The organism is Pontibacter diazotrophicus (genome assembly GCF_003367245.1).
Taxonomy (GTDB): domain Bacteria; phylum Bacteroidota; class Bacteroidia; order Cytophagales; family Hymenobacteraceae; genus Pontibacter; species Pontibacter diazotrophicus.
In genome coordinates, this window is the sequence record NZ_QRGR01000004.1 from 289376 (window position 1) to 314307 (window position 24932).

At 46.7% G+C, this 24932-nt stretch carries 27 protein-coding genes and 1 tRNA gene; 4 read left to right on the forward strand and 24 right to left on the reverse strand.

The genetic code is table 11. From position 1 onward, the window contains the following. Positions 1-27 precede the first annotated feature (27 nt). The 3 genes from DXT99_RS04750 to DXT99_RS04760 all read right to left on the reverse strand — a co-directional run bounded on the left by DXT99_RS04750 (position 28) and on the right by DXT99_RS04760 (position 1599). On the reverse strand, positions 28-738 hold the full coding sequence (locus tag DXT99_RS04750; protein WP_115564370.1) for an SIMPL domain-containing protein: 711 nt from the start codon (positions 736-738) through the stop codon (positions 28-30). 168 nt (positions 739-906) lie between these two features. Then, complete coding sequence (locus DXT99_RS04755; protein WP_115564371.1) at positions 907-1248, reverse strand: hypothetical protein; 342 nt, start codon at positions 1246-1248, stop codon at positions 907-909. A 66-nt stretch (positions 1249-1314) separates the two neighbouring features. Next, the gene (locus DXT99_RS04760) at positions 1315-1599 is read right to left on the reverse strand and encodes a hypothetical protein (RefSeq protein ID WP_115564372.1); all 285 of its coding nucleotides are present in this window, start codon (positions 1597-1599) and stop codon (positions 1315-1317) included. A 202-nt stretch (positions 1600-1801) separates the two neighbouring features. On the opposite strand from DXT99_RS04760, the gene DXT99_RS04765 reads away from it, so the two are divergent. Further along, a tRNA-Glu gene (locus DXT99_RS04765) sits at positions 1802-1873 on the forward strand. Between the two features lie 392 nt (positions 1874-2265). Here the strand turns inward: DXT99_RS04765 and DXT99_RS04770 are convergent. The 21 genes from DXT99_RS04770 to DXT99_RS04870 form a co-directional block, all read right to left on the reverse strand. After that, complete coding sequence (locus tag DXT99_RS04770; RefSeq protein WP_115564373.1) at positions 2266-3333, reverse strand: SDR family oxidoreductase; 1068 nt, start codon at positions 3331-3333, stop codon at positions 2266-2268. Positions 3334-3510: 177 nt separating this feature from the next. Beyond that, complete coding sequence (pdhA, locus tag DXT99_RS04775) at positions 3511-4542, reverse strand: pyruvate dehydrogenase (acetyl-transferring) E1 component subunit alpha (RefSeq protein WP_115564374.1); 1032 nt, start codon at positions 4540-4542, stop codon at positions 3511-3513. Between the two features lie 219 nt (positions 4543-4761). Continuing rightward, a complete protein-coding gene (locus DXT99_RS04780; protein ID WP_115564375.1) occupies positions 4762-5436 on the reverse strand; it encodes an SDR family NAD(P)-dependent oxidoreductase in 675 nt (224 codons plus the stop codon). Positions 5437-5708: 272 nt separating this feature from the next. Beyond that, positions 5709-6386 (reverse strand): alpha/beta hydrolase, encoded by a 678-nt coding sequence (locus DXT99_RS04785; RefSeq protein WP_115564462.1) that lies wholly within the window; start codon positions 6384-6386, stop codon positions 5709-5711. Positions 6387-6559: 173 nt separating this feature from the next. After that, complete coding sequence (locus DXT99_RS04790; protein WP_115564376.1) at positions 6560-7210, reverse strand: YceI family protein; 651 nt, start codon at positions 7208-7210, stop codon at positions 6560-6562. Positions 7211-7304: 94 nt separating this feature from the next. Then, positions 7305-8138: a 4,5-DOPA-extradiol-dioxygenase gene (gene ygiD, locus DXT99_RS04795; protein ID WP_115564377.1), complete on the reverse strand. Its 834-nt coding sequence runs from the start codon at positions 8136-8138 to the stop codon at positions 7305-7307. Positions 8139-8252: 114 nt separating this feature from the next. Beyond that, positions 8253-8915, reverse strand: coding sequence for an NADPH-dependent F420 reductase (locus tag DXT99_RS04800; RefSeq protein ID WP_115564378.1), 663 nt, complete (start codon positions 8913-8915; stop codon positions 8253-8255). A gap of 105 nt (positions 8916-9020) precedes the next feature. Beyond that, entirely contained in the window at positions 9021-9599 is a 579-nt protein-coding gene (locus DXT99_RS04805) for a Crp/Fnr family transcriptional regulator (protein ID WP_115564379.1), read from the reverse strand. 235 nt (positions 9600-9834) lie between these two features. Beyond that, entirely contained in the window at positions 9835-10041 is a 207-nt protein-coding gene (locus DXT99_RS27935; RefSeq protein ID WP_394851318.1) for a DUF2798 domain-containing protein, read from the reverse strand. Between the two features lie 177 nt (positions 10042-10218). Then, positions 10219-11373 (reverse strand): ergothioneine biosynthesis protein EgtB, encoded by a 1155-nt coding sequence (gene egtB, locus DXT99_RS04815; RefSeq protein ID WP_115564380.1) that lies wholly within the window; start codon positions 11371-11373, stop codon positions 10219-10221. 30 nt (positions 11374-11403) lie between these two features. Beyond that, positions 11404-12393, reverse strand: a complete 990-nt coding sequence (locus DXT99_RS04820) for an L-histidine N(alpha)-methyltransferase (RefSeq protein WP_115564381.1) — start codon at positions 12391-12393, stop codon at positions 11404-11406. Between the two features lie 22 nt (positions 12394-12415). Then, the gene (locus tag DXT99_RS04825) at positions 12416-13390 is read right to left on the reverse strand and encodes a zinc-binding alcohol dehydrogenase family protein (RefSeq protein ID WP_115564464.1); all 975 of its coding nucleotides are present in this window, start codon (positions 13388-13390) and stop codon (positions 12416-12418) included. 96 nt (positions 13391-13486) lie between these two features. Further along, a complete protein-coding gene (locus DXT99_RS04830) occupies positions 13487-14281 on the reverse strand; it encodes an alpha/beta fold hydrolase (protein WP_115564382.1) in 795 nt (264 codons plus the stop codon). 20 nt (positions 14282-14301) lie between these two features. Continuing rightward, the gene (locus tag DXT99_RS04835; RefSeq protein ID WP_115564383.1) at positions 14302-14694 is read right to left on the reverse strand and encodes a nuclear transport factor 2 family protein; all 393 of its coding nucleotides are present in this window, start codon (positions 14692-14694) and stop codon (positions 14302-14304) included. Positions 14695-14771: 77 nt separating this feature from the next. Next, the gene (locus DXT99_RS04840) at positions 14772-15128 is read right to left on the reverse strand and encodes a nuclear transport factor 2 family protein (RefSeq protein ID WP_115564384.1); all 357 of its coding nucleotides are present in this window, start codon (positions 15126-15128) and stop codon (positions 14772-14774) included. Between the two features lie 54 nt (positions 15129-15182). Then, positions 15183-16052, reverse strand: coding sequence for an alpha/beta fold hydrolase (locus DXT99_RS04845; protein WP_115564385.1), 870 nt, complete (start codon positions 16050-16052; stop codon positions 15183-15185). Positions 16053-16192: 140 nt separating this feature from the next. Beyond that, complete coding sequence (locus DXT99_RS04850) at positions 16193-16870, reverse strand: family 16 glycoside hydrolase (protein WP_246000441.1); 678 nt, start codon at positions 16868-16870, stop codon at positions 16193-16195. A gap of 109 nt (positions 16871-16979) precedes the next feature. Then, positions 16980-17510, reverse strand: a complete 531-nt coding sequence (locus DXT99_RS04855) for a DinB family protein (protein ID WP_115564386.1) — start codon at positions 17508-17510, stop codon at positions 16980-16982. A 35-nt stretch (positions 17511-17545) separates the two neighbouring features. Further along, the gene (locus tag DXT99_RS04860; RefSeq protein ID WP_115564387.1) at positions 17546-18676 is read right to left on the reverse strand and encodes a right-handed parallel beta-helix repeat-containing protein; all 1131 of its coding nucleotides are present in this window, start codon (positions 18674-18676) and stop codon (positions 17546-17548) included. A gap of 62 nt (positions 18677-18738) precedes the next feature. After that, positions 18739-19416 carry an NADPH-dependent F420 reductase gene (locus DXT99_RS04865; protein WP_220273348.1) on the reverse strand — a complete coding sequence of 226 codons (678 nt, stop codon included), beginning with the start codon at positions 19414-19416 and terminating at the stop codon, positions 18739-18741. Between the two features lie 88 nt (positions 19417-19504). Beyond that, entirely contained in the window at positions 19505-20146 is a 642-nt protein-coding gene (locus DXT99_RS04870) for a Crp/Fnr family transcriptional regulator (protein WP_246000442.1), read from the reverse strand. 562 nt (positions 20147-20708) lie between these two features. Between DXT99_RS04870 and DXT99_RS04875 the strand changes: the two genes are divergently transcribed. From DXT99_RS04875 to DXT99_RS04885, 3 genes are all read left to right on the forward strand, one after another. Next, positions 20709-22328 carry a type I restriction-modification system subunit M gene (locus tag DXT99_RS04875; RefSeq protein WP_115564389.1) on the forward strand — a complete coding sequence of 540 codons (1620 nt, stop codon included), beginning with the start codon at positions 20709-20711 and terminating at the stop codon, positions 22326-22328. Between the two features lie 66 nt (positions 22329-22394). Next, positions 22395-22577 carry a hypothetical protein gene (locus tag DXT99_RS04880; RefSeq protein WP_115564390.1) on the forward strand — a complete coding sequence of 61 codons (183 nt, stop codon included), beginning with the start codon at positions 22395-22397 and terminating at the stop codon, positions 22575-22577. After that, the gene (locus DXT99_RS04885) at positions 22574-24913 is read left to right on the forward strand and encodes an AAA family ATPase (RefSeq protein ID WP_115564391.1); all 2340 of its coding nucleotides are present in this window, start codon (positions 22574-22576) and stop codon (positions 24911-24913) included. Before DXT99_RS04880 ends, DXT99_RS04885 begins: the two co-directional genes overlap by 4 nt. The last annotated feature ends 19 nt before the right edge of the window (positions 24914-24932 follow it).

The following is a 24932-nucleotide window of genomic DNA, read 5'->3' on the forward strand; positions in this document are numbered from 1 at the left end:
CTTCTGGTATTTAATGCTAAATGCGAATTATTCTATAATAAAGCTAACATCCACATTAGCCGTTACCACTACCTCACCGCCTGCGATGGAAGGCCCTCCGGCGCCATCATAAGCAGCTGACTCCATCATAGCGGATTTATACATTGGTCTTGGGCCACCGCCACTTCCTCCTTCATTAATGGCATATACACGACCTATTTTTGCATCCAACTCAGCCGTAAGGGCGCTAGCTTTCTGTTTCGCATCCGCTACGGCTTTTTTCCGGGCTTCGGCCTTGTACTTTTCAAGGTCTGTTACCTGAAAATTGATACCATGTACATGATTAGCTCCAACGTTATATATCCCCGATAGTATCTCATCAAACCTGTTAAGTATTTTAATCGTAACGGTCATGTTTTTCTGCGCTAAATAAAAGTCCGGTGTTGTTCTACCGTACTCCCCGCCGTTATGCATGGGCTGGAGCGTTACATAGGACGTTTGAATATCCTTCGCATCTACACCCTGCTTTTTCAGGTAGTTGATAATGGCTGCTGCCTTTTTATCTGTTTCAGAACGCGCAGCATCAAGGGTCTTCTCCCGTGTCTCCACGCCTAGGTTTACCACCACCTCCGTTGGCTGCACCTTTACCTCTCCTACTCCGGACACATTAACGAGTGGCGGCAATGGCTGTTGCTGCGCCTGCGCCTGCAGCATCGTCATCGCAAAAAGCAGCAGGACTATCAGATTTATCTTTCTCATTTCTTTTTCTTTAAATTCTAATGATAACGGAAATATAGTTGGTACCTATATAGATGCAGCTTAATCAAATCATGTGCCAGTTTGCTATAGCATTTTCCATAAAAGGAAAAAGCCCCTGGCACGTCGCGTGCCAGGGGCTTTTTAAAAATTAGTTTGATATAAATCCCTCTAATCTAAATCAATATCATCACCAATAGGTCCGTACTTTGTTAACAGAACAGCACCAATTGTTAAAGCGCCTGCAGCTACAACTAACTGCGTGGTAGTGAACCTACGGGAAGCTTTCATGATGATCTGCCCGAGATCCTGCATCAACTCAGGAAGCTTCTCTGTACGGCCCTGGAACACATGCAACGCAGATTCCACTGTTTTAGACATGTCGTGCGGTTGCAGGAGCGTTAATACACTTTCCTCTTGCTGCCCCTGCTTTTTGTTACTGTTGTCTTTGTTACCTGAGCTGTTGTTATTAGAGTTATTGCTATTCTGGTTTTTTGAATTGTTGTCTTCCATAGTTTCTTAGTATGTTTCTAAAGTCAAAAATTTATATTTTTATATACGTGATGCTGGCGCAAAAAGCTACGCCACTCCCTGCTTCGGCCTGCCACCATGCTGCACCACCGTCTCCGTCAGGCGGCTCGCGAGGGTATCGATGTTCAGCATCATACTCGCCGGAAAGCCAATGCTCAGATCATTCAACTCCAGTTCTTCCGTTTCTGGGTTGTAGTTGTATTTTCCGGACACTCCTTTTTCTTTAAAGCTTCCGCTGTTTTCGCTCAGGTCAATACCATAGGCCTGTAGCTTGCTTTTAAATTGATCAAAGGCCTCTGGTTTTAGCCCTTCATAATGTAAATTCTTCGCCATTTTTGCTATACGTCATGGGTTATAAAAGAATGCTTGTTTTAACGGATCATACACTTATTAGTTAATGTAAAGCGAACAATCTGCAGCATAAAAATTTTCAACCTGATTATCAATCATATCTATGACCACAGTGCAATTATTTTACTCAACCGTTTGCACAATATAAATCAGGCCGTATCTTTGCATCGCAATACAGCAACAAGGCCCGTTCGTCTAGGGGTTAGGACGCCAGATTTTCATTCTGGTAACAGGGGTTCGATTCCCCTACGGGCTACACGAAAGGGCCTCAGCAGCAGCTGAGGCCCTTTTTTCATTTGCTTCGGACACTATTCGGACACTAAAACCGCCACCTGTAAATTTAGCCCTTCCCGTTTTGGCCAATTTTTGTTTTTCTGGAGGGGGTAAAGCTTGGGTTATTTGCCTGATTCCTTTTGTGCCATCCCCTACTGTTTGCCTTTAGGTGAATCCATCACTTAGCCAATGAACACCCTTTTCATGATATCTACAACGTCTCACTTACCCATCTCTTAAAACAAATCATTAGTATGATTTGCAAGAAGGCAAAATGAGACACATTACAGGCTGCAGGCAGGTTCCACAATCTAAACATTCCCACACTTTCCGGGACGGTTGCTGTCAACCTGCATCAAGAAAAGACAAAGAGTGTCACGGAATCAAGCGGTCTTTGCGCAGTTGCGTGAACAGGTCGAAAAACGACTCGTCGGTTCTTTGGTATACCAGGAAGCCCAGCTTGCGGCTCTTGGACATATCGGTCATCACCTCAATCGGACGTCCCAGGTCCAGATCAGTGTGCCAGGGTGAAGCCAATCGGTTCAGATCAGGTTCTGCCAAGCTGTACCGCCCGGCAATCTCATGCCACAACGGACCATCCTGGGCCATTTGGTCCTCCAGGGGATGAACGGTGCCGTCAAAGCCAACAGGCTCCACACCGAACCAACCGGCCAGGCGCTTCCACAGCCATTTCCAGCGAAAGTATTCTCCGTTGACTACATTGAACGCTTCATTACGGGCTGCTTCCGTGGTTGCTGCCCATATCAAATGCTTGGCCAGCACCCGTACGTCAGTCACATCCGATAGGCCGTTCCATTGCGCCTCTGAGCCTGGCCATCGGAACGGTCGCTTCGTTTCCCTGCAAATGGAGGCGTAAACGGCCAGGGTGGTTCCCAGGTTCATCTGGTTGCCTACTGCCTTGCCAATAACCGTGTGCGGGCGATGAATGCTCCAGGTAAAGCCATCACGGGCGGCAGCGGCATACACCTCATCTTCCTGGGCATAATAAAAGTTCTCTATATCCAGCCGGGGCTGCTCCTCGCGCAAGGGCGTTTCAGGCAGAAATCCTTCTTTAGCATAAGCTTCGAAAGGACCCAGGTAGTGCTTCAGTCCTGTTACCAAGGCCACATGCTGCACAGAATGCTTCGGAGTCAAGGCATCCAGCAGGTTACGAACCATAGCTGCATTCACCCTAATGTTTTCTGCCTCCGACTCCATCCGCATCCAACTGGTGAAAAACACGTGCGTGGGCGCAACATCGGCAAGGGCAGATGACAAGCTTTCAGGGTTGAGCAGATCTGCTGCAACTGGCCGTAAACCATCTATGCTCACATGAGGATTTCGAGCCAGGCCATAGGTAGTCCACCCCTGCTTTACCAGTTCTTCTGCCAGGTTGCTACCCGTGATCCCGCTTACCCCCACCACTAAGGCTGTTCTGTTCATAATTCTTTTCCAGTTTTAAAATTCATCCAAGGCTTATAGGTACGACTTATAGCTCCAGGGGGCTACCAGCACATTCATTCTTTATCAAAAGTTGTACTTTTTATTTATGAGATAGCTTCTATTAAAATGGCCGTTTCTGGGGCAGGAACTTAAAGAATGAGACAGTGACTTCATAAGTTAGTCTTGCACATACGGATAATCTTCCTGTACATAAACGTCTTCATAAAGCTCTTCAGGAGCTGGATAAGGAGATTCCTCAGCAAATTTAACCGCTTCGGTTATCTGGTCTTTGATTTTTGCATCAATAGCATCTAAGTCAGCTCCTGTTGCATAATCGTTCTCCAAGAGAGTATAACGTACCATTCCAACTGGGTCCTGGTCCCGATAAGTTGCTAATTCCTCTTTTGTTCTGTACTTGGCTGGGTCGGACATGGAGTGGCCTTTGTAGCGGTAAGTTCTGAACTCCAGCAGGGTTGGTCCTTCGCCGGCACGCGCACGCTCAGCAGCTCTTGCTACCGCCTCATGCACATCCTCCACGCTCATGCCGTTTACAGGCTCAGAAGGCATGTCATACGCCTCACCTAAGGTGTAAAGATCAGTTACATTAGACGTACGCTGTACGGAGGTACCCATCGCGTAGCCGTTATTCTCTATTACAAATATTACCGGGAGTTTCCAGGTCATGGCCATATTGAACGTTTCGTGCAACGCACCCTGGCGTACGGCACCATCGCCCATGTAGCAGATGCATAGGTTTTTGGTTTTGTTGTATTTTTCGGCAAACGCTAAACCTGCGCCCAATGGAATCTGAGCGCCCACAATACCGTGACCACCCACAAAGTTTACGTTCTTATCAAAAATGTGCATCGAGCCACCTTTGCCTTTGGAGCTTCCGGTAGCTTTGGCAAACATCTCAGCCATAACCGCTCCGGGCGAAGTACCTAACCCAAGTGGATGTGCGTGGCAACGATAAGCGGTTATCCACTTGTCGTCCTTGTTCAATGCAGTGATAGCACCGGCTGCACAGGCCTCCTGGCCAATATACAAATGGCAAAAGCCTTTTATTTTTTGTTGACCGTATAGCTGCCCTGTTTTCTCTTCGAACCTACGCATTAACTGCATCATCTCGTACCAGCGCAGGTAAGTCTCCTTTGAGAACTCTGTCGCTGTACCTTCCTTTTTATGTTTTTTTTCTTTTGTATTTGCCATTATACTTTTGCTTCTAATTCTGTTTTGTGTGAGAAGATTGGCTGTCGGAGCGTCTGTGAAGGAAGAGGACTCTTCAGGAAGGATTGGCCACTTGCTGCGGATGAAGGTCAAGTACTCTACCGTGAGATCATCCTGCGCCGGGGTGGGAAACAGTCCCTTCGAAGCACCCGTCCTGACATAATGCAGTCAGCACAAGCTGTGCTGACTGCTGATTTTTCATCAATACTCCTCTAAACCGCCCACTTCGATGTTCCAGAACTTTCCGCTTTCAGTGTTTTCGGTTAGCGCCTTATAAATACCAGTGACAGACTGTTCAACTGTAACCGGAGCGTTCTCGCCACCCATTCTGGTCTGTACCCATCCCGGGTGCAGTGGGGTTACCCTGATACTTTTTTCCGCTAACCTTTGCGCAAGTATAACTGCATACATGTTGATGGCAGCTTTGGACATTCTGTAGGCCGGGCCGTTTGGGCCTGCATTGCGGATAAGTGCCATAGCGGTAGAAAGAAACACAATATGAGCGCCGTCTTTTAGATAGTTCAGCACACCTTCGGTAAATAACACGGTGCCGGTCGTATTAACAGAAAATGATGTCTTCAGATGGTCTGCTGTTGGTACTTCGTCTCCCAAATCGGGACCTACACCTGCATTGTTTATCAGATAATCTATCTGGTTGGATACTTCCCCGATTTGCTCGATAGCCTTGTTGATACTCGCCTCATCACTAATATCTCCCTGTACAACGGTAAGGTTGGGGTGACTGTAATTCTCAATTTTACCGGAGCGGGTTACGGCGATAACATGAATGCCTTCGTTAAGCAGCTTTTCAGTAAGGAATCGTCCGATGCCGTTGCTTGCGCCGGTAATTATTGCTTTTTGAACTTCGTTTGTCATAAAGAAAATTTGTTATTTTATTGGCCCTGTACTACATCCTTAAAAGCAGGAGTAGATTCAGGGTGATTATTAAAATTGTGTTGGATTTTGAATCAAGAGCGGGCTTAATGGCAAGGATCAGTAGCTCTCTTATATACTGGGGACGTCTGAGGCTTTCACATCGTCAACATATTGTCTGACGGCACTGTTCATGACAGTACTCAGTGCTAACGGATAGGTTATTTTGTTATGAAGTGATTTTTTGTTTTAGACCCTTTCCCTTTTCTTAGCAACTACTCACCCTTAAGCCACGCTTCCAGGTCCATTAATACCCCACTGTTAATCTGATGTCCCATGTTATATTCGTGATAAGTTAAGGCCACACCCAGGTTCTGAAGGAACGCTTTTGCTTGTCTTGCGTAGTGAACAGGCAACGTCCCATCCTGAACCCCGTGGGCAACAAATACCTTCAAGCGGTGCAGTTCTTCGTTCTTAGTCACTATGGACTGAATGTTCTCCAGAACCCTTCCGCTAAAGGCTATAACTCCGTCCACCTCCTTCGGATGGGTCAACCCTATACTGTAACTCATGATGGCCCCCTGGCTGAATCCACCAAGATAAACTTCCTGAAGACTGTACTTTTGTTTGATCTGCGCTAGAAACTCCCTGATGACTTCTCTGCTGGATAGTTCCTGCGCTGCATTGATGAGAGGTTTGCCTGTTGAAAAATCCACGTTGTACCAGGCAAACCTCTCAGGACCCACGGAAAATGGGCCACGGGCTGAAATAACAATGAAATCTGCAGGTAAGTGGTCTGCAAGGCTGAACAGATCCTGCTCATCGCTGCCTACACCGTGTAACAGAACAATAGCTTTGGTCTTTGAAGATTTAATTTTTGGCTCCCGCACAAGATAGTGCAGGACAAGATTGTCAGATGTTATGACGCTTTCTTTTACGGGTGTATATTTCATATAAGTACTGTCTGTTGGATAAGAGATGGAGAAGAAGAGGAGTAAGCACAGCAGCATTTCCAGCCAGTTTTTAACAGTGTTAAGTTACCTCCCCAGTCAGAAGAGCTAAAGCCAGCTGGGTTAGCAACTGGCTTTAGGAACATCCGCTTAGCGGGACTCTTCTCAGCAACAAATTAATTGCCTTTAGTGGTGGCCGTTGCGCCTACAGGGGTAGTCACCAGCCTCAGGTCAATGATAAACTCATTATCGATGGCTTTATCGCCCAAATCAGCAAAGAAAGAAGGTGAGCCATAGCGCACATCGAACTTGCTCCGGTCTACCTCAATTTTCGCTACTGCCTCGGCTGTATTCCCGCTGATTTTAACAGCGGCAGGAAAACTTACGGTTTCTGTCTTACCCTTAATGGTAAGGTCACCAGTGATCTGGTAGTTGTTTGCACCTGCTTTGGCTCCGGTGATAGGCGCCGCCTTCGTAATTTTGAACGTAGCTTTCGGATGCTTTTCGACCCCAAAGAAGTCGTCTGACTTGAGGTGCCCCACCAGCTTTGCATTGTAGTCGGCGTCTGTAATATCCGTATTGGTGATGCTGTTCATGTCTATATCAAAGGCACCTCCTACAAGTTTGTTCTGCGCTACCTGCAGTGAGCCGGAGGCCAGGGACACCTTGCCGGTATGCTCGCCGCCGATTTTCTTGCCCGCCCACACCAGGCTTGATTTCTGGGTGTCGGCTGTCAGGGTTTTACCCGCTCCGCTTTGAGCAGCAAGCTGGGTGGTCGTGAAGGCCAAGGTGGCCAGTACTGCAAAGAAATATTTGGTGATTCTCATGTGTTAAAATGTATTTAGATGATGAAATAAATTGAATGATAAAATGATATCTCTTGAGGTGCTACAGCTACTATAGCAGGCATAACCCACTTTCTTAGCCAATTTTTACAGATGTCATGGTCAGTGAACCGCCTACTACCCTGTCGTTGAAGAATGACACATCCTCTTTGCTTCCCTTCAGCCCGAGGGTATAAAGAAGGGGCCAGTAATGTTCCGGGGTCGGGACAGCCAGCATGGCTTCCTTGCCCAGTTGCTCGTACTTTATCAGCTTATCGTGGCTCCCGTTACGGATAAGGTCTTTGAACTTCGTATTTATCTGCACTGCCCAGTCAAAGCCATATTCAGGTTCGTTGATTTTATCCCAGGCTACCATGCGCAGGTTGTGCACCATGTTGCCGCTGCCCATAATAAGCACCCCTTTCTTGCGCAGGCCTGCCAACTCCTTTGACAGCTCATAATGGTATTGCGGGCCTTTGGTATAGTCAATGCTTAGCTGCAGCACAGGGATGTTGGCTTGTGGGTACATGTGTCGGACAATCGTCCAGGCACCGTGGTCAAGGCCCCAGTCATGGTCCAGTTCTACTGCGGTGGAACTGATGATGGAAGCCGTTTCCCTGGCCAGCTCAGGGCTACCCGGCGCCTTGTACTGTACGTCGAACAACTCCTGCGGAAAGCCGCCAAAATCGTGTATGGTTTTCGGAGAGTCCATGGCCGTGACACGGGTGCCCTTGCTCAGCCAATGCGCTGAGATAACAAGCACCGCTTTAGGTGTTGGGATTTCTTTGCCCAGTTGCTTCCACTTTTGGCTGAACTCGTTATCCAGAATACCGTTCATGGGTGAGCCATGGCCAATAAACAAGACCGGCATCAGTTGCTCCTGCTCACCCAGGCTGTCTGTGAATCTATTGAAAGCGGATAATGTGGACATACCTATTGCTCCAGTCATAAGTGTTTTAATGAATTGATTCCGTCGCATAATAGCTTGGTCTGCTAAATCAAATGATGCAGCATCCTGCTCATTGATGAATTTTAGAGGAGTGGCTTATTGGTGTAGGATTTTCCATCCTGCCAGCCAATTGTAGTTATACTTCATGTTTAGCTGAATGAGCAAAAGCTGCATGTTCTCCAGGGTTCTGCTAACAGACAAGTCACCTGCTACAATAGGGTTAAACCCGGCAGTGCTCACCAGTTCAGAAGCTATCTGCAAAGCATCCTCATCATTGCCTGCTATAAAAGCGTCCGCTTGCTTGCCGTCAATCACCGGTGTTGCAAAATCGGCGGCAAAGGTGGTATTGAAGGCTTTCACTATTTTAGCGTTGGGCAACAGCTTTTGCAGTTCTTCTGCCGCACTGGTGTCAGGCGCTGTCACTAGTCCGTTGTAAGTGTCGTTTAGCGGATTGGATATGCTGATAACGATCTTCTGGTTGGCTACCTCCTGAATTTTTTGCGCCACTTCTTTCTCCGCAGCAAAAGGAACCGCTACAACAATAATGTCTGCTTCCCAGGATGCCTCCAAGGAGCAATCTATTGACTTTACGTCCGCAGCAGGATGGCCGCTTTTGATCTCCTCAACTACTGCCTGCACCTTGTCTTGCCCTTGGGCACACAGGAGTAATCGGTAATTGCCCTTTGACAGGCTTTTTGAAATGGCAGCCCCCATGTTTCCTGAGGCTCCAATGATGGCGATTGTCTGCATTGTCTTCATGATTTATATTTTCAACAATGCAAAGTTACCACCGCACCATGCCCCCATGCATTGCGCAAAGTCAAGAAAAACCATTGACTTTTGTCAATGAAACGGGAGGTGGGTTTATTTCTGATCTGCCATTTTCTTCCTGATCCGGCTCAAGGTTTCCGGCTTTACGCCCATGAAGGAGGCAATCATGTGCTGCGGCACTCTTTGGGCAATATCCGGATACATTTCTGTAAAGCTTGTATAGCGTTCTTCTACAGGTAAACTGATATTAGAGGTAAGGCGCCTTTGCAGGGCTATGTAGGCACCTGTTATGAGCAGCCGCATGTAGGTCTCATACTTAGGCTGCGCTTTCAAGAGCTCTTCGTGTGCACTCCTGGTTATCAGAACCAGTTCGGCGTCTTCCAACGCGTCAATATTATAGGTGGCCTGCTCTCCGGTCAGGAAGCTGAACAAGTCTGAGATTGTCCAGCCTTCTATGGCAAACTGAAGAATGTGTTCGCTCCCATTCTCAACAGAGTACTCTCTAAGTGCTCCTTTTTCTACAAAAGCGATGGCCTTGCAAACTTCTCCTTCCTGCAACAGGTACTGCCTTTTCCGTAGCTTTTTCGGGGTTAGGTACGACTTGATCTGTTCCCGCTCTTGGTCAGTAAGCGGAACCTTCTCCTGGAGTTTTTGAAAGAATAAGTCATACATAGGCAAGCAACAAATCGGTTTTGCACATCGGAAGATACTAGAAATAACAAGTGCTATTAACTGTGCATCAGCCTTCCTTTTAATGAAATGAATACTGCTTCATTTTGTTACACCTACACAGATAAGTTTCCAGAATACAAAAACTCTTCCGTTCGTAGAAGCTGCGAACTGATAGCCCATAGTGGGTTATGCGTAACAGCAAGCGTGCAAGAGGTAAAGTCACCCTCCACCTGAGCTAAAATCTTGACGCTACCCTATCAGCCATCTTTTTTGCGAATGGGATAATAAAGAAGGCTGTTACATAGGCAACCGGGGCCATCGCTGTCCATGAATGGAGAAGCTTTGAACCCCAACCCACATCAAAACCGTGGTTCCTGGCAACACTTACAAAGGCCATAATAAGAGTCATGGGAAGAACCACAAACAAGGTCTGGATGTGCATTAAATATTTCTTGTTCACGCTGTATAGAATGTGATGGTAGCCAAAGTATAAGTTAAACCTGCTGTTTGCTACTGTCAACCGGGCTGCTCAGGCTTCACTAGCTGTTCGGGAGTCTCCGGTTTTGGTACTTGCCAGTAATCTACCTGCAGCAGATCATTTTTAGCAGGAATATTCCTGCTATTCTGCAAGCCTGATTCCGGAAAACTGCCATTGATGCTGCGGATGGAAAAAGTTACGGTAGCTCTTCCGGCTGTGCCCGGCTGACGTAGCGACAGAAGCACCGCGGAGCACCATTTGGTTTACCATGAATTTCCCGTTATACTCCCCGACTGCACCAGCCGCCCTTTTGTAGCCCGGGTAAGGCAGGTAGGCACTATTGGTCCACTCCCAGCGTTCCCCCCAGTTAAATTGATCTGCTGCGGCTTCCCATTCCGCCTCGGTCGGCAACCGCATCCCCTTCCAGGCCGCGAAAGCAGCTGCTTCGAAATAACTGATGTGGCAGACAGGTGCTGCAGGCTGAACTTCCTGTAACCCTGACAAGGTATAATGCATCCATTTGCCGTCCACTTCATGCCAGTACAAAGGGGCCGCACTACCCTTACTTTTCACCCAATCCCATCCCTCGGCATGCCAGTACCTGAAGTCCCTATACCCGCCTTCCTCCACGAACTCCAAATACTCCCTGTTTGTAACCAGACTCTTAGAGATATTGAATTCATGCAGGTAAACCTTGTGCCTGCCCAACTCATTGTCAAAGCAGAATCCTGTTCCCTCAAAGCCGATCTCATAAATGCCTTCCTTCATAGTCAGGTAAGCGCCTGTAGCATCATGCTGCTGATAAGACACTCCCTGGCGGGTATAGGCTGGCAATAGCGGGTTGTGCCCCAGGATGTACTTGATGTCTGTGTAGAGGAGTTCCTGGTGCTGCTGCTCATGATTCAGCCCAAGTGTGATAATCTCTGAAAGAGCTGCATCAAGTTCAGTAGTTTCCAACAAACGGGTCATTCCCTGGTCCACGTGGCTCCGGTAGCGGTAAACGTCATCTACATCAGGTCGGCTCAGGTTGCCCCTGTCCGTGCGGACCACCCTTGCTCCCACTGTCTCATAGTAGCTGTTAAAGACGAAATTATACTGAGGGTCGAACTCCCGGTAGCCCGGCAATGAAGGCTTCAGCACAAAGGTTTCAAAAAACCAGGCAGTATGCCCCAGATGCCATTTTGGGGGGCTTACGTCCACCACTGGCTGCACCACGTAATCTTCTTTTTTAAGCGGTGCACAAATATCTTCCGTAAGCTTTCTTACAGCTTTATATTGGTCTAATATATTGTCCATGGAAATAGGTTAGTATAGAGTTGATAGGTACTAAACTGCCTTCCAAAAGGCATCCACAAACCAGCCTTTCGTATCGGGACAGCTGTAGACAGGCACAAAACCTGTTTCTCTGGCAAGGTTGTCTACCTCTTCCAGCGTATACTTTTGTGATATCTCCATAAAGACAGACTCATCACGGCCAAATACAATCTTGCTATCGCCAATGGTGACAATTTGATCCTGCAGACTTACCAGGTGGCTTTTACAGGCGCCGCTACCCGGATCGTAGGTTTGATAGTGCTCGAACTGGTCCGGGTCGAAATCACCTTTAAGCTCCCGGTTGATGCGATGGAGCAGGTTGAGGTTAAATCTGCTGGTTAGGCCCGCGCTATCATTATAGGCCTCCCAAATTAGCTTTGGGTGCTTTTTCAGGTCAACACCCATCAGCACCAGGTCACCCGGTGCCAGGTGTGCCCGTAAATCTCTGCAAAACTCCTTCGCCTCCCGGGGTTCCATATTGCCGATATTGGCCCCCAAAAACATGACTATCTTGCGCCTGCCCGATAGCTCCGCTGCTATACGGAGCATCTCGAAATACTCCCCTTCCAGGCACGTGACATCTAAGCCTGTTATTTCATCCTTCAATCTCTTTTCAAGTACCGACAGGATGTTGCCGGATATATCGATGGGCATATAGGTGAAGGAAGCCTTCTGGTCTGAAAGGTACTTGAGCAGGTATTGTGACTTTGTAGCGTCACCGGCTCCAAGTTCAATCAAATCAAATGTTCCGTTATCGGAGGTGATGATTTGTGCCAGATCCGCAGTCTTGCTTTGGAATATCTCCAGTTCACAGTTGGTTAAATAGTACTCCGGGCAAGCCATGATCCGCTGAAACAGCATGTCTCCTGTCTTGTCGTAGAAATATTTCGATGGAAGCCTTTTCGCTTTGCGATGCAACCCTGAGAGTACCTCCTCGCGAAATTTCCCCAGTAGGGTATCGTTCAGCGGATACAGACCCGCTGGATAATTATCTGAAATCATAATGTATGCTTTGATTTTGGCTTTATTCCCCGGTGAGGACCACTATCTTCCCGCCAGCCGAATTGCTTTCCATAAACTGATGTGCTGCTGCGATTTCACCAAGCGTAAACGATTTGCTTATGCTTAGTTGAATGGCACCTGCTTCCACATCACGGATAAACTGCTGAAAGCTTTGCCCATCAACTCTGATCTGTCCGCTGTCGTAAATCGTGAGGTGTACAGTGGCGGGAATGTATTCCATGGGTGCGAAATCCGCGACCGACCATTGTTCGGCCAGCATGCCCGTCATGCAGGCCGTGCCACCCGGAGCCGTACAGTGCAGTGAGTCTTTCAACATGGAGGTACCAACGAGCTCCAGCACCTTGTCTACGCCTTCGGGATAAATGGCCGTTACTTTTTCTGCCAGGCTGCCGTCATCAATAAGTACATAGTCAGCGCCGTTGCGCAACAGCAGCTCCATCTTCTCCTCTTTCCTGGTGGTAGCGATGACGGTAAGGCCGCTGTTCTTGGCCAGTTGGGTGGCCAGCATGCCTATGGAGGAAGTACCGCCTCTAATAAGAATCGTTTCCCCTGCCTTTATTTTCAGCGCCAGGTGCAGTGACCCAAAGGCAGTCTGGAACATCTCCGGCATGGCTCCCAACTGTTCCCAGCTTAGATGGCTTTCAAAAGGACAAAGCAAGGACTGGGGAAGCATTGCATACTCCGCGTAGCTTCCGTCGAATTCCCGGCCCATGCCTCCCATGAAGGCCGCTACCTTCTGGCCTGGCTCAAACTCCCCTGTTGGGTCAAGCTCCACCTCACCCACGCACTCAATGCCCAGCACCCTTGGAAAGGTGACGTTTGGCGAAAGGCCTTTGCGCGTCATAAGCTCTGAGCGGTTCAGGCCGAAGGCTTTTACCTTCACCAGTACCTGCCCGGCCTCGGGAGTGGGTTTGGGCCTGTCCTCCAGGATGAAGTTCTCGGGACCACCGGACTTATGTATAACGGCTGCTTTCATAGGTGTTTTTTTTGGTGAATAAAGGTGGCTACCGCTTCCGTGCATTGTTGAAGAGGTTACGGAAAATGTTCCACTCATCCTGCTCAATACGGAAGATTATGCCTTGTTAAGGCAATGGACCACAAGGTCTTTTAGCTGCTCCGGGTCGAATATATGTGCCAGGTGTCCCTGGTTTCTCACTGGGTACATGGTGATGCCGCGGACCCTTGCCACAAGTGCAGCTGACGCTGTTCGTATCCCAGGTTGCGTCTCCGTCCCCAACAACAAATACGTTACCGCTTCTATGGCATCGGTTTCGGTTGACGTGGGGGTAAGGTTATCCAGCGCCTCAAGTTCACGAAGGAAAACCTTCGTCATTTTTGTGAACTCAATCCAGGCAGCGCTTGCTCTGGAAGCCTCTACAGCCGCAGGATCAAATCCAACTATTCTTGTTTGGGTCAATACCGTGGCCTCGTCCATTCTACCGGCCTCGACTAAGGACGATAACTGTGGAAGGAACCCCTGACTTATTTTCCCATAGATGCTGTTCATCGGCTCATAAAAGATGACATGTCCTTTGAAACCTGATTGGATTATGTAGGCCAACGCTACACCGCCACCGTAGGAATGACCAACGATTGATGCGCCAGGCCCCGCCAAGTCTACCATGGAGGCAAGGTCATCAACCTCCCTTTGAAAGGAGAACAGGCTCTTGTCATCAGGGCTTTGGCCTCGCCCTCTGCGGTCGTAGACATAAACGGTATTGGTTGCAGCCAACAGGCTTGCGAACTGAAACCAATGGCTCTGCACAGTATAGCTACCATGTACGAGTACCACTGCCGGGCCACTGCCAAATTTGGTGTAGCCGATTTTAAGCCCATCTCCCGATACTAGATAGTCATTGCTGGTCATTATTTTGTATCCAAGTGTGACTATTGTTCCTTCACATTATTGAAGGTGTAGCGGAAGATCTTCCACTCCTCCTGCTCTTTACGGAGAACAAAAAAGTCCTGGCTGGTATGCAAAGCCTCCTTGTTGGCTTTCAGGTCAGTAGCCACTGTTTGTGCGGTGGCCTGCACGAAGGCGTATCTGCCGTCAACTACCATGTTTTGAACAGAGTAACCAATCTGAAAGCCTTTTCCCCTGAAATAATCTTCCCCTCTCCTCTTCAACTCGCTTGAAGTGGTTGTTTTCAAACCCTCAGGCATAAACTGCCCATCGGCTGTATAATAAGATGGAATAGAGGCTGTATCGGCTGAGTTCAGGACCTGGGCGTATCTGCCGAGCAGTTTTTCAACTGCTTCTCTTTCAGTTTGCGTGCTCATCTGTTTTCTTGTTTCTGGTTAATCATCAACTCCCTACCCATTTCAGTGTTTGCTGATGAGATAAAAGCCTCTCACCCTTACTCTGCCAGCCTGTAATCGGCCACTGTATGGAACCTGATTTTATCGCCTTCCAGGAAAAAGGTATCTGTACCCATAGGTATTTTGGCAACTGCCGATTCACTTGCCCATGCTATATAGGCAACATTGCCAGTAACTGTCAGTTGCTTCATTTCAAAGGCAGAGCCCGTGGGAATCGCTATGAAAAAGTCTTCGAAGAATTTACGGATAGCGGCAAGCCCTTTCAAAGGGCCCTCTGGTGTTAGCACTTCCGACTCCGCTGTATAATCTTTCATGATCCCATCAAGGTCGTTGTTGCCAAAGGCAGTGAGGTGATGTGTTAATATGTCTCTTGTTACTGTTTCGCTGGTTAGCATTATAATCTGGGTTAAAATTGGGGTGATACAGTAATCTGTTGATTGTGAATAGCACTACTGCTCCAGGAAGGGAAGTATGCTTGTCCACACAGCCGGAAAGTTTTCTAAGAAAACAGCGTGTGTGCTGTTGGGTATAATGCTTAACTGGCTGTTGGGTATCAGTTGGGCGGTGTTCACCACCCGCTGTACCGAGTTCGACTCGTCACGGTCTCCTGCCATCACGAGCACCGGGCTCTTAATGGTGCCAAGCAGTTCTTTTCCAACCGTGAGACGATTATACATGCTGCCCAGCTTGGTGAACATTTCCTGCAGTCGTTGCGGCTCGGGCATCAGCGTAAACTGCTGCTTCCAGTATGCACTGTCGAGTGCTACTGCCTGTTTGGCATCAAACTCAAAGTTCCGGACACCGGGGTACAACTCGCTGGCACCTATGGCAATCAGTTTCTTTACCCTTTCCGGGTACATGCTTGCCAGCTTCAGGCCAGTATAGCCACCATCGCTAAAACCAAGGACAACCACGCTGTCTTTGGTTACCGCGTTGATCACAGCCATCACATCATTGGCCTTTTGCTCATAGGTAATTGGTTTGGTACCAAGTTCAGACTTGCCATGGCCGCGTGTGGAAACAGCGATCACCTGGAAGTCTTGTTTCAGGCTGTCAATAAACTGGTGCATTTCATAGGTAGAGCCAAAAATACCCCCATGAAGAACAACAACAGGCTGCCCTTTGCCATATACCTCATAATAAATTCTTGCATCCCCTGCTTTCACATAATGCCCCGCTCTGGGATTGTTGCCGTAGGGTATGGCATGAGCCGGTGAAGGCGCCTTTTGCATAAAGTGTATCAGGCGCTGGGGTGTTTGCGCCTGGCTATCTACAAAGGCAAGCGAAAGCGCTAATAGGAAAAATAAAATGTGTTTCATTCGTATTCGTCTGTTAAAAAATAGCCTAATCCTGCAATAAGCGGCACACCGCTTATTGCAAAAACTTAGACTTCGTATGCTGTGAGTCCCTTTTCGCTGAATTTAGAGGGGGAGTTAGTTTTGCCGTTTGGTACCGCACATCATTCGTTGCGGACCTTCAGGTCGGTAAAGAATCCCTCCGTCCCGACATCCACCCACAGGCCGATGGCCCCCGAAGTGTTGGCACCGTGCTTCAGGTCATTGACAATCAAGGAGGGATGTTCCTGGCCGTTTACAAAGAGCTTGGCCTGCTGGCCCTTCACCTCTATTCTAATTTTGATCCATTCATTCAACCCCATGTCCGCGTAAGACTCATACCGTTCCGGGGCTTCCTTCCTGAGCCGGTCAAATTTGTAGTCGGGGTAAGCGTAATATTGAATGGAATGGTTGCGTCGTACCTGGTCTTCCGACCTGCTATTGGTTGGGCGGACATAAATACTTTCATACTTTGTATTATTGTCGTTGATCCTGAAGGCAATCCCGATGAAGCCGCGTGCAAAGTCGGGCGCATCCTTGAGCAGCCTGCTCAGCACCTTTACCTCGATTGTGCCGTCTTGAAAGTCAATCCCTTTTATCCTGACAAAGGTAGGCTCGTCAAACTCCTTCACTGCAGTGTCCTTGACCACTCTAACGACCTCTTTGTTCATTAGCTTTTGAATGGACATGGATACATTAACCGGCTCCAGTCTGTCTTTATTAAGTTTGACTACCTGAGAGTACAAGTCAGTTGGTATTAGCAGCAGCAGACTTACGATTGCAAGTAATATGCTTCTCATCATTCATTTTTTAGATTAAGTCTGCAGGCTGCAAGGAGCAGCCTGCAGACAAGGGTACAGGTGTTTTACGGAGGAGGGGCATTGGCTGCCCTTCTCCCTGAAACTTTACTGATTAGAACAGCTTCTCTTGCGGCGGAGTCACGCCTGCCAGGCGCAGGTAAACAGTAGTCTGCCCCCGATGGTGCGTCTGATGCTCGAAGAGTTTGCTTAGGGCGGCTCCCTTCGTCATCTCAAACTGATTAAATAGCTTGATCTTCTCATTCAGCTGGGCAGGCGTCATTCTCTTCGCGTTGTTGATGACAAAGTCATAGCCTGCCATCACCTGCTTAGTGACACTTGCCTTTGATTTATCCGCCGACTTCTCTGATTCACCCTGGCCTACGGGGCTTTTTGCGCCTGTTGCCGCAGCGGCAAAGCCATAGTTGGCGTCCGTTAAATGCAGCATCTGCTCAGCAAAGGAGCGCATCTCAGGCGTGGGTTTAAAGGCATAGCCGGTCTCTGGCATGGCATCCAGGAACTCTTTGGTGTAGGCTTTGGCCCTTTCCCATTCTTTGACTGTTTCATCAACAGATGTTTGTGCCTGCGCAAAACCGCTAAGACTTAAGAAGAGAAATAGTGCTGCAAAAAGATTTTTAGCATTCATTTTGTTTTGTTTATGATGTGGAAAATTGATAATGATTATTTAGTGAAAAGGCCTGCTCCAAGATTGGCACCCGGTGTGCCTGGCTTCAGATGGAGGTAGTTGCGTTTGGTCTGGTCTTCCACGACTTCCACCCTGGCATCTTTTCTGATGTTGACATTCTCTCCAAGCTTCAACCGCTTCGGGTTGGCTTTTACACCGAAGTCTTTTGGCCCGCCTCCTTTATGCACCAGCTCATTATATCCTAAGACCATGGAATTGGATAACTTGTACGTTCTTTGCTCCTCCTTGTCCAGCACCCAAAATATGTTGGCGTTGGCGACCACATTGTTGTAGTACTTGAAGTCTTCTGCAGGAGACCAGGTCCATACTGCCGCGCCATAGTTGCCTACAATCAGGTTGTGGTGCATCTGGCAGTTCTCTGCAGGCCGGTCGGAATTCCAGAAAACAACGGCATCCTTTACATTGTAAAATACGCAGTGATCTACGACCACGCCATGTCCGCTGGCAAGTATAGCCACGTGGTTTGGAATGGCATGCCTGTCACCAATGAACAGACACTGTGTGATTCTTAAATCATCCAGATGGATTCCTTCCCGAACAATGGGGTAGTTTCTGCGAACAGCATCCGAATCCGGTTGCTCATGTACCGGTGTTCCCAGCACCCGCATGCCCTGTATTGTGACATGGCTGGTTTCAATTTGAATACCGTAAGAGGTGCCTTTAAGGGGATCCTTATTCCCATAAGGCTTAAAATTGAGTGGCATGGTAGAAACGATCACGGGCATCTTGGCCGGGTCCCAGTCGGCATCATCAGGTAAAATCTCGGCACGGATGGTCAGCCGGTTCTCTCTGGTAAAATGCCAGTTTACGGGGTGAAAGGTAACCGTAGCATCCAGGCCATAAATACCTGGGGCAAGATACAGGGTAAGTGCTCCTTTCCCATTAGCCCCGTTCACCCGGCGGGCTGCTTCAAGAAGGGAACTAAGTGGGCTGTCTTTGGTGCCGTCATTGGAATCTTTGCCCACTTCAGGGTCTAAATAGAGCGTACCGTCCTGGGGGATGGAGGCAGTATGTTCATACCGCTGTCCAAAAGCAAGATGGGAAACTATGAAGAAAATTCCCGTTAGCAAGAGTAGTAAGGGCTGTGTTGTTTGGCTTTTGTTCATGATGTATGGTTAATGCTTTTCAATAGCTTGATTGCTTTGTTATGAATGCCCCTGAACAGGGCTTATACCCTCTCCTTTGCTTCCGGTGTAGTAACCGTTTTGCCGAGTGCACCAAATTCATGCAGGTCGCCGAAAACCTCGATACGAATAGATTGACTAATGCCACCGACACCTACAGGCTCAAAACCACTGTCACGGATTAGTTGCTCAATCTCACCGTTAATGCCGGTGTCATCTGTAGCATAGAAAAGCACTGCAGGCTGTGGCTTTTGGAAAGCCGCACCGGTAAGTGAGGAAAGGCTTAATGAGCCTAAGGCTTTGGCTAATTTTGCATCTTTAGGAAGAAGTGCAGAAAGGATTTCGCCTGCAGATTGCTCTTTACCGATGACTTTTTTGAATCCTCCTTTATCATCCGGTGCAATGGGATTGGAAGGGTCAACAATGATTTTTCCCTGAAGTTCTGTCGCATATTTGTTTAGCAGCTCTCTTATTGCATCAAACCAGACGGCAAATACAACAATGTCTGCTTCTTTAATGGCAGAGGGGATTTCCATCGGCTGCGCCAAGCCACCTAACTTCTCGGAGAGCTTATTTGCCCTCTCGATTCTTCTGTCTGCAACAATAACAGGGCGGTTGCCTTTTACCAGGTTTTTGGCAACAGCATTGCCGATATTGCCAAGGCCGATAACAGCAACTTTCGATTTGTTAGAATTTATCGGTGACACAGCTATTTCTTCCAATTGGTTAACGGTTAATTTGTGGATACAAATATCCGTCTCTGGGCAGCGTTCCCCAATGACCTAGGTTAAGAAATAGCCTTGATCTAGATTAAGATTTGGCCCTGGGTGTTTTACTGAGCCTCTTGCGCAAGCGGCTCAGGAACTCCGGCGTGATGCCCAGGAACGCAGCAATTTGTACCTGCGGAAGGCGGTTTGATAAGTGTGGGTAAACTTCAAAAAAGGACTGATACCGTTCCTCTGCTGTAGAGCTGATGTTTTGCAGTAACCGTTTCTGGAGTCTGATAAAACTGTTTTCTACCAGAACCCGAAAAATACGGTCAAATTTTGGAGCCTGCATATAGAGTTCTATCAAATCCTTATGGCTGATCTGCAGCACCATGGTGTCTTCCAGTGCATCAATGTTCAGTTCAGAAGGCTTTATACTATGAAAGCTTCCCAAATCATTAATCCAATAATTTTCGGCCGCAAATTGAAGGATGTGTGTGACACCCTTGTCATCTACTTTATACATGCGCAAGCACCCGCGGACAACAAAATAGAACTGCGTACAGACGTCACCTTCCTGAAGCGCATACTGCCGTTTGCGATAGAGACGCGGGTGAAACTTTTCAGCGATCAGCTCCTTCTCCACTCTGTTTAAGGGAATGAGCCGATCAAAATAATCGAGCAATGGCTGAATAGAAGCTTCAGATTGATTTCCCTTCATCTGCGTTGTATCGCTATCATGCATATTTCATCTACTAAGGTGATTTAACGCTGGCTCACAAGATATACAAGAGCCCGTGAAAGAAGCAAAATTCCAGTCCTCCAGTTGCTTAAAGACACTTTCGCTTAAAACACTTCTTATGCAAAACAAAGGGTTTTAAATGAATATGACATCTACAAATTTAGTGCTCCTCTCCTACCTGCAGATACTTATCCATTGCCACTTAGTATTTGTGGATAGGCTTTCATAATTCAGTCTTGAGTGCTACAGGGAAGCCATCAGCAGCAATCTGCAAAAGTTACTTTATTAACTCCTTGTGTCTATCTTCTGGCACTACATAAGCTTGAATAAAAAAGAATTAAAAGCGCCCTTATTACAAATATAATATCCCAAACTTCTATTATTTCATCTATTAAGATAGGAGCTTAATTATTTCTTTAGTCAATAACCACTCTTGTAGCCTAGAGTCGTATCCCCACAGCATAGTGTCTAATTTTAATGCATCTCAAATTATATATATTGATTTCATAAAATCTTGCCAGCATTTTGTTACCTTAAGCCTTTGTTAAAACACCGAGTATATTACATGGCTAAGAACACTACCCACACCCCCGCCAAACCCAAGGCGGATATAGATTTTGAAAACGAACTCTGGAACGCCGCCAACGAACTGCGTGGCGCTGTAGCCGAAAACCAGTACAAGGATTACGTGCTCTCGCTGCTGTTTGTGAAGCACCTCTCTGAGCGCTACGAAGTACGTAAACAGGAACTGCAGCTCTCCTTCTCCGACCCCGAAAGCGACTACTATAATATAGAAAATCACGAGCAGGCGCAGGTGCTGGAAGACGATCTGGAGTACCAGGTAAAGAATGTGTACCGCCTGCCGAAGGAAGCCACCTGGGAGTACTTGCGCGAGAACGCCGAACAGGACGACATAAAAGTGAAGGTGGACCAGGCCTTTGTGCTGCTGGATGAATTGCTGGCCAAACGCAACCCCGACTACAAAGGCGTGCTGGAGCCTATTTTCGTGAAAAGCCAGCTCTCTCCTACGCAGGTGGCGGGGCTCATCAACCTGTTCTCCAAAGACAAGTTCTCCGAAATAAACAACCCTGAATCCGACATCTACGGCCGCGTGTATGAATATTACATTGGCAAGTTTGCCATGGCCGAAGGCTCCGGTGCGGGGCAGTTCTTTACGCCCGGCTCGGTGGTGCGTTTGCTCGTGGAAATGCTGGAGCCGCTGAAGGGCCGCATCATGGACCTGGCCTGCGGCTCGGGTGGTATGTTTGTGCAAAGCCTGAAGTTTCTGCAGGCGCACGGCGGCGACAAAAACGACATCTCCATTTATGGGCAGGAGCGCTACGAAGGCACACTGCGCCTCTGCAAAATGAACCTGCTGCTGCGCAACCTCTCCTTCGACGTGAAGCTGGGAGACTCGCTGCTGCAGGACCGCTTCGCTGACCTGAAGGCCGACTATGCCCTCATGAACCCGCCGTTCAACATCTCGAACTGGCACCCGGAGCTGCTGCCCGACAACGACCCGCGCCTCTTCGGCTCCAAAGACACCTTTACCACGCAAGGCAACGCCAATTACATGTGGTTCCAGACGCTGTGGCACCACCTGAGTGAGCGGGGCACTGCAGGCGTGGTGATGGCCAACGGTGCCATGACTACCGGAAGCGCCGGCGAAAAGAACGTGCGCGAGCACATGATTCAGCAGGGCATGGTAGACTGCATTGTGCAGATGCCCGACAAGCTGTTCCTTACCACCGGCATCCCCGCCTGTATCTTTATCCTGAGCAAGAACCGCGACGGCAAAGACGGGGAGCACCGCGAGCGCAAAAAAGAAATTCTCTTTATTGATGCCCGCAAACTGGGCACCATGGCCAGCCGCCGCCTGCGCGTGTTCGAAGATGCCGACGTGGCCCGCATTGCCGACACCTACCACAACTGGCGCAACCTAGGCGGCAGTTACTCCGACACCGAAGGATTCTGCAAAGCCGCTACCTTAGACGAGGTGGCCGCCAACAATTACGTACTCTCGCCGGGCCGCTACGTGGGGTCCGAAGCAGAGGAAGACGATGGCGTTCCGTTTGAAGAGAAGATGAAGCTGCTGACTACCGAACTGGCCGCTCAGTTTGAGGAAAGCGCACTGCTGGAGAAGCGGATTCGGGAGAATCTGGAGGAGATTGGGTTTGATATGTAAGGCGGACAAAAACTCATTTTTGAAGAAAATATTCATTTTAAAACTTTATCAACTTTTTTACAAGCTATGGAAAAACAACTACCACCTGATCAAGCACTTAGTGAACAAATTGCGAAATCATTGATTGAAGAAGGTTTAATTGAGAACGATGACTGCTTTAAGCAGTTATTAACAGATGGTAGGGTTAAAGAATCTGATTGGAAACTTGCTTTTGAAAATATAATTCAATCTAAAGAGCAAGCGCAATGAAGTTCTTTAAATTAGAATTAAACAAGTTCCGAGGTGCCACACAACCTTTAACTATTGAATTCGACCCATCAAAGAAAATCAGCATGATTTTCGGTGAAAATGGGAATGGTAAGTCAACCATCTCAGATGCAATCGTGTGTTTATGTACTGATGAATTAGGCTCAATCCGAGACAAGTCTTCTATTGATAAGTCATATTTAAGATCTTTAAATAGTAATTATAAAGACCTACTAATAAAATTAAGTACAGATAAAGGTATCTTTTCAGCCAATTACAATTCTACAGGTACTACGTTAATTAAGACTCCTCCTATTAACCTACCTGTTGTTAGGCATTTAAGAAGAAGCCAAATTATAAGCTTGATAGATTCAGAACCTTCAAAGCGGTATGAAGCCCTTAAACATTATATTGATGTAACCAATATAATCAAATGCGAAGATGAACTCCGCAAAACAATTAGAAAGGCTGACGATGAATTAAAGAGTATAATCAGAGTAATTGAAGAATCCTCAAAAATACTACATAAGTCTTGGCAAGATGAAGGTTGTTTAAATGGTAGTTATCAAGAGTGGGCAAAATCCGAGGCGGAGAAAGATTTAACATTACAACAAACAAGACTTCAGAAGCTAAACCAAGTCATTGATAACTGGAAAAAAGTTTTAGATAAAAGAGATGGAGTCAGTAAAACTGTAAAGAAATTTCATACTGAAAAAGGGACGGAGTCAAAATTCAAAGAAATAGTAGATGAATTGATAAGTAAAGATGCAGCCTTAAATACCAAACTTTTAAATGTTTTACAGGAGGCTGAAACTTATATAAGAAGCGTTGATGCATTATCTAAATGTCCTGTATGCGAAGGGGATGCTGAAAAAGACAAGGTTCTTCAATCTATATCTTTACAGTTATCATTTATGAAGGACTTTCAAAACGCACAAAAGAGCTATTCCGAAGCTAAAAAGCAAAGAGAACAAACTGAGGCCTTGCTAAAGGTTTTAATCCAATCTTTCATAAATGAACTTAATTTATTTATCTCAATCTTTTTATTACTAATTGAACCATCTAATATTTTGGTAATCAAAGTAAACGAAATCAAAGACAAAGTATCAAATAATGATAAATACAGGCATCTTAATGAAAATTTAGATACAATTTCAGAGAAAGTTACTCAGTATGAGTTAGAAGCTACTCAATTAAATAAGTCTATTAACCAGTTCAACTTAATTAAGCAACAGTATACTTCACTAACAAAAAATAAATCAAAGGAAGAGAGTGTAAATAAGCTATGTAAAGCTTCTAAGAGAGCATTAGAGATAGTAGAAGGTACACGTAAGCAATTTATTGATCACGAGTTAGAATCAATCTCGAGTGACGTTGAAGGTTTATATCAAAAAATTCACCCAGACGAGAACCTTGGAGGTATAAAGCTCTTTTTAAAAACAAACGCAAAGAACTCTTTAGAGCTTAATGCTGACTTCTATTCTGCAACCTCGATAGCTCCCCAATCTGTTTATAGTGAATCTCATTTAGACACTTTAGGCATTTGCATCTTTATTGCACTAGCCAAAAAGTATAGTGAAGGTACAACAATACTAATTTTGGATGATGTTGTGATGTCTGTTGATGAAAACCACCTTGATAGATTTATCGATCTTTTACATGATGAAGTATCAAACTTTGCTCACATTCTCATAACAACACATTATCGTCCTTGGAAAGATAGGTATAGATTCAGCAGAGCTCCATCTCATCATGTTCATTTTATAGAACTTCGTAAATGGGAATTAAATAGAGGAATCCGTTACCAGAATGGTAAAATTGATATTCAAGAATTAAAACTTGCATTAGATTCTGATGAATTCGATAGACAAAGGATTTCTAATCTTGCTGGAACAATTTTGGAAAACATTCTCGATTTCTTGTCGGTGAGGTATCAATGTAAATTACCCCGTAAACCCCGTAATGATTATCAGCTTAAAGAACTGATTGATTGCTTATCTGCAAGGTTACAAAAAACTATGAAGGTTCAACACCTATTAAAGGGAGTTGATGGTAAGTATACTGGTGATATACTTGTAAGAGAACAGGAATTGAAGCCAATAATTGATTCTCTAAAGCAGCTAAACCCGGTAAGAAATCAAGTTGGAGCTCATTTTAACTTCGATGGCTCCTTGATTTCAGACTCGGATGTTGAAGAATTTGGCAATAAAGTGTTTGAACTTGCCGAGTTGCTAGTATGCCCTGATTTAGGAAACTTCCCAGAAAAGAATAGATCCGGCTCATATTTTGAAACTAGGACTGGTTCAATAAGATTATTCCCTTTAATAGAGCCTAATTAAAGGTTATACACTAGGTGGT

What these genes read in the sequence shown, in the direction of transcription:
- DXT99_RS04750 (WP_115564370.1), bottom strand. Translation starts at nt 738, where the DNA reads ATGAGAAAGATAAATCTGATAGTCCTGCTGCTTTTTGCGATGACGATG.
- DXT99_RS04755 (WP_115564371.1), bottom strand. Translation starts at nt 1,248, where the DNA reads ATGGAAGACAACAATTCAAAAAACCAGAATAGCAATAACTCTAATAAC.
- DXT99_RS04760 (WP_115564372.1), bottom strand. Translation starts at nt 1,599, where the DNA reads ATGGCGAAGAATTTACATTATGAAGGGCTAAAACCAGAGGCCTTTGAT.
- DXT99_RS04770 (WP_115564373.1), bottom strand. Translation starts at nt 3,333, where the DNA reads ATGAACAGAACAGCCTTAGTGGTGGGGGTAAGCGGGATCACGGGTAGC.
- pdhA (WP_115564374.1), bottom strand. Translation starts at nt 4,542, where the DNA reads ATGGCAAATACAAAAGAAAAAAAACATAAAAAGGAAGGTACAGCGACA.
- DXT99_RS04780 (WP_115564375.1), bottom strand. Translation starts at nt 5,436, where the DNA reads ATGACAAACGAAGTTCAAAAAGCAATAATTACCGGCGCAAGCAACGGC.
- DXT99_RS04785 (WP_115564462.1), bottom strand. Translation starts at nt 6,386, where the DNA reads ATGAAATATACACCCGTAAAAGAAAGCGTCATAACATCTGACAATCTT.
- DXT99_RS04790 (WP_115564376.1), bottom strand. Translation starts at nt 7,210, where the DNA reads ATGAGAATCACCAAATATTTCTTTGCAGTACTGGCCACCTTGGCCTTC.
- ygiD (WP_115564377.1), bottom strand. Translation starts at nt 8,138, where the DNA reads ATGTCCACATTATCCGCTTTCAATAGATTCACAGACAGCCTGGGTGAG.
- DXT99_RS04800 (WP_115564378.1), bottom strand. Translation starts at nt 8,915, where the DNA reads ATGAAGACAATGCAGACAATCGCCATCATTGGAGCCTCAGGAAACATG.
- DXT99_RS04805 (WP_115564379.1), bottom strand. Translation starts at nt 9,599, where the DNA reads ATGTATGACTTATTCTTTCAAAAACTCCAGGAGAAGGTTCCGCTTACT.
- DXT99_RS27935 (WP_394851318.1), bottom strand. Translation starts at nt 10,041, where the DNA reads ATGCACATCCAGACCTTGTTTGTGGTTCTTCCCATGACTCTTATTATG.
- egtB (WP_115564380.1), bottom strand. Translation starts at nt 11,373, where the DNA reads ATGGACAATATATTAGACCAATATAAAGCTGTAAGAAAGCTTACGGAA.
- DXT99_RS04820 (WP_115564381.1), bottom strand. Translation starts at nt 12,393, where the DNA reads ATGATTTCAGATAATTATCCAGCGGGTCTGTATCCGCTGAACGATACC.
- DXT99_RS04825 (WP_115564464.1), bottom strand. Translation starts at nt 13,390, where the DNA reads ATGAAAGCAGCCGTTATACATAAGTCCGGTGGTCCCGAGAACTTCATC.
- DXT99_RS04830 (WP_115564382.1), bottom strand. Translation starts at nt 14,281, where the DNA reads ATGACCAGCAATGACTATCTAGTATCGGGAGATGGGCTTAAAATCGGC.
- DXT99_RS04835 (WP_115564383.1), bottom strand. Translation starts at nt 14,694, where the DNA reads ATGAGCACGCAAACTGAAAGAGAAGCAGTTGAAAAACTGCTCGGCAGA.
- DXT99_RS04840 (WP_115564384.1), bottom strand. Translation starts at nt 15,128, where the DNA reads ATGCTAACCAGCGAAACAGTAACAAGAGACATATTAACACATCACCTC.
- DXT99_RS04845 (WP_115564385.1), bottom strand. Translation starts at nt 16,052, where the DNA reads ATGAAACACATTTTATTTTTCCTATTAGCGCTTTCGCTTGCCTTTGTA.
- DXT99_RS04850 (WP_246000441.1), bottom strand. Translation starts at nt 16,870, where the DNA reads ATGATGAGAAGCATATTACTTGCAATCGTAAGTCTGCTGCTGCTAATA.
- DXT99_RS04855 (WP_115564386.1), bottom strand. Translation starts at nt 17,510, where the DNA reads ATGAATGCTAAAAATCTTTTTGCAGCACTATTTCTCTTCTTAAGTCTT.
- DXT99_RS04860 (WP_115564387.1), bottom strand. Translation starts at nt 18,676, where the DNA reads ATGAACAAAAGCCAAACAACACAGCCCTTACTACTCTTGCTAACGGGA.
- DXT99_RS04870 (WP_246000442.1), bottom strand. Translation starts at nt 20,146, where the DNA reads ATGCATGATAGCGATACAACGCAGATGAAGGGAAATCAATCTGAAGCT.
- DXT99_RS04875 (WP_115564389.1), top strand. Translation starts at nt 20,709, where the DNA reads ATGGCTAAGAACACTACCCACACCCCCGCCAAACCCAAGGCGGATATA.
- DXT99_RS04880 (WP_115564390.1), top strand. Translation starts at nt 22,395, where the DNA reads ATGGAAAAACAACTACCACCTGATCAAGCACTTAGTGAACAAATTGCG.
- DXT99_RS04885 (WP_115564391.1), top strand. Translation starts at nt 22,574, where the DNA reads ATGAAGTTCTTTAAATTAGAATTAAACAAGTTCCGAGGTGCCACACAA.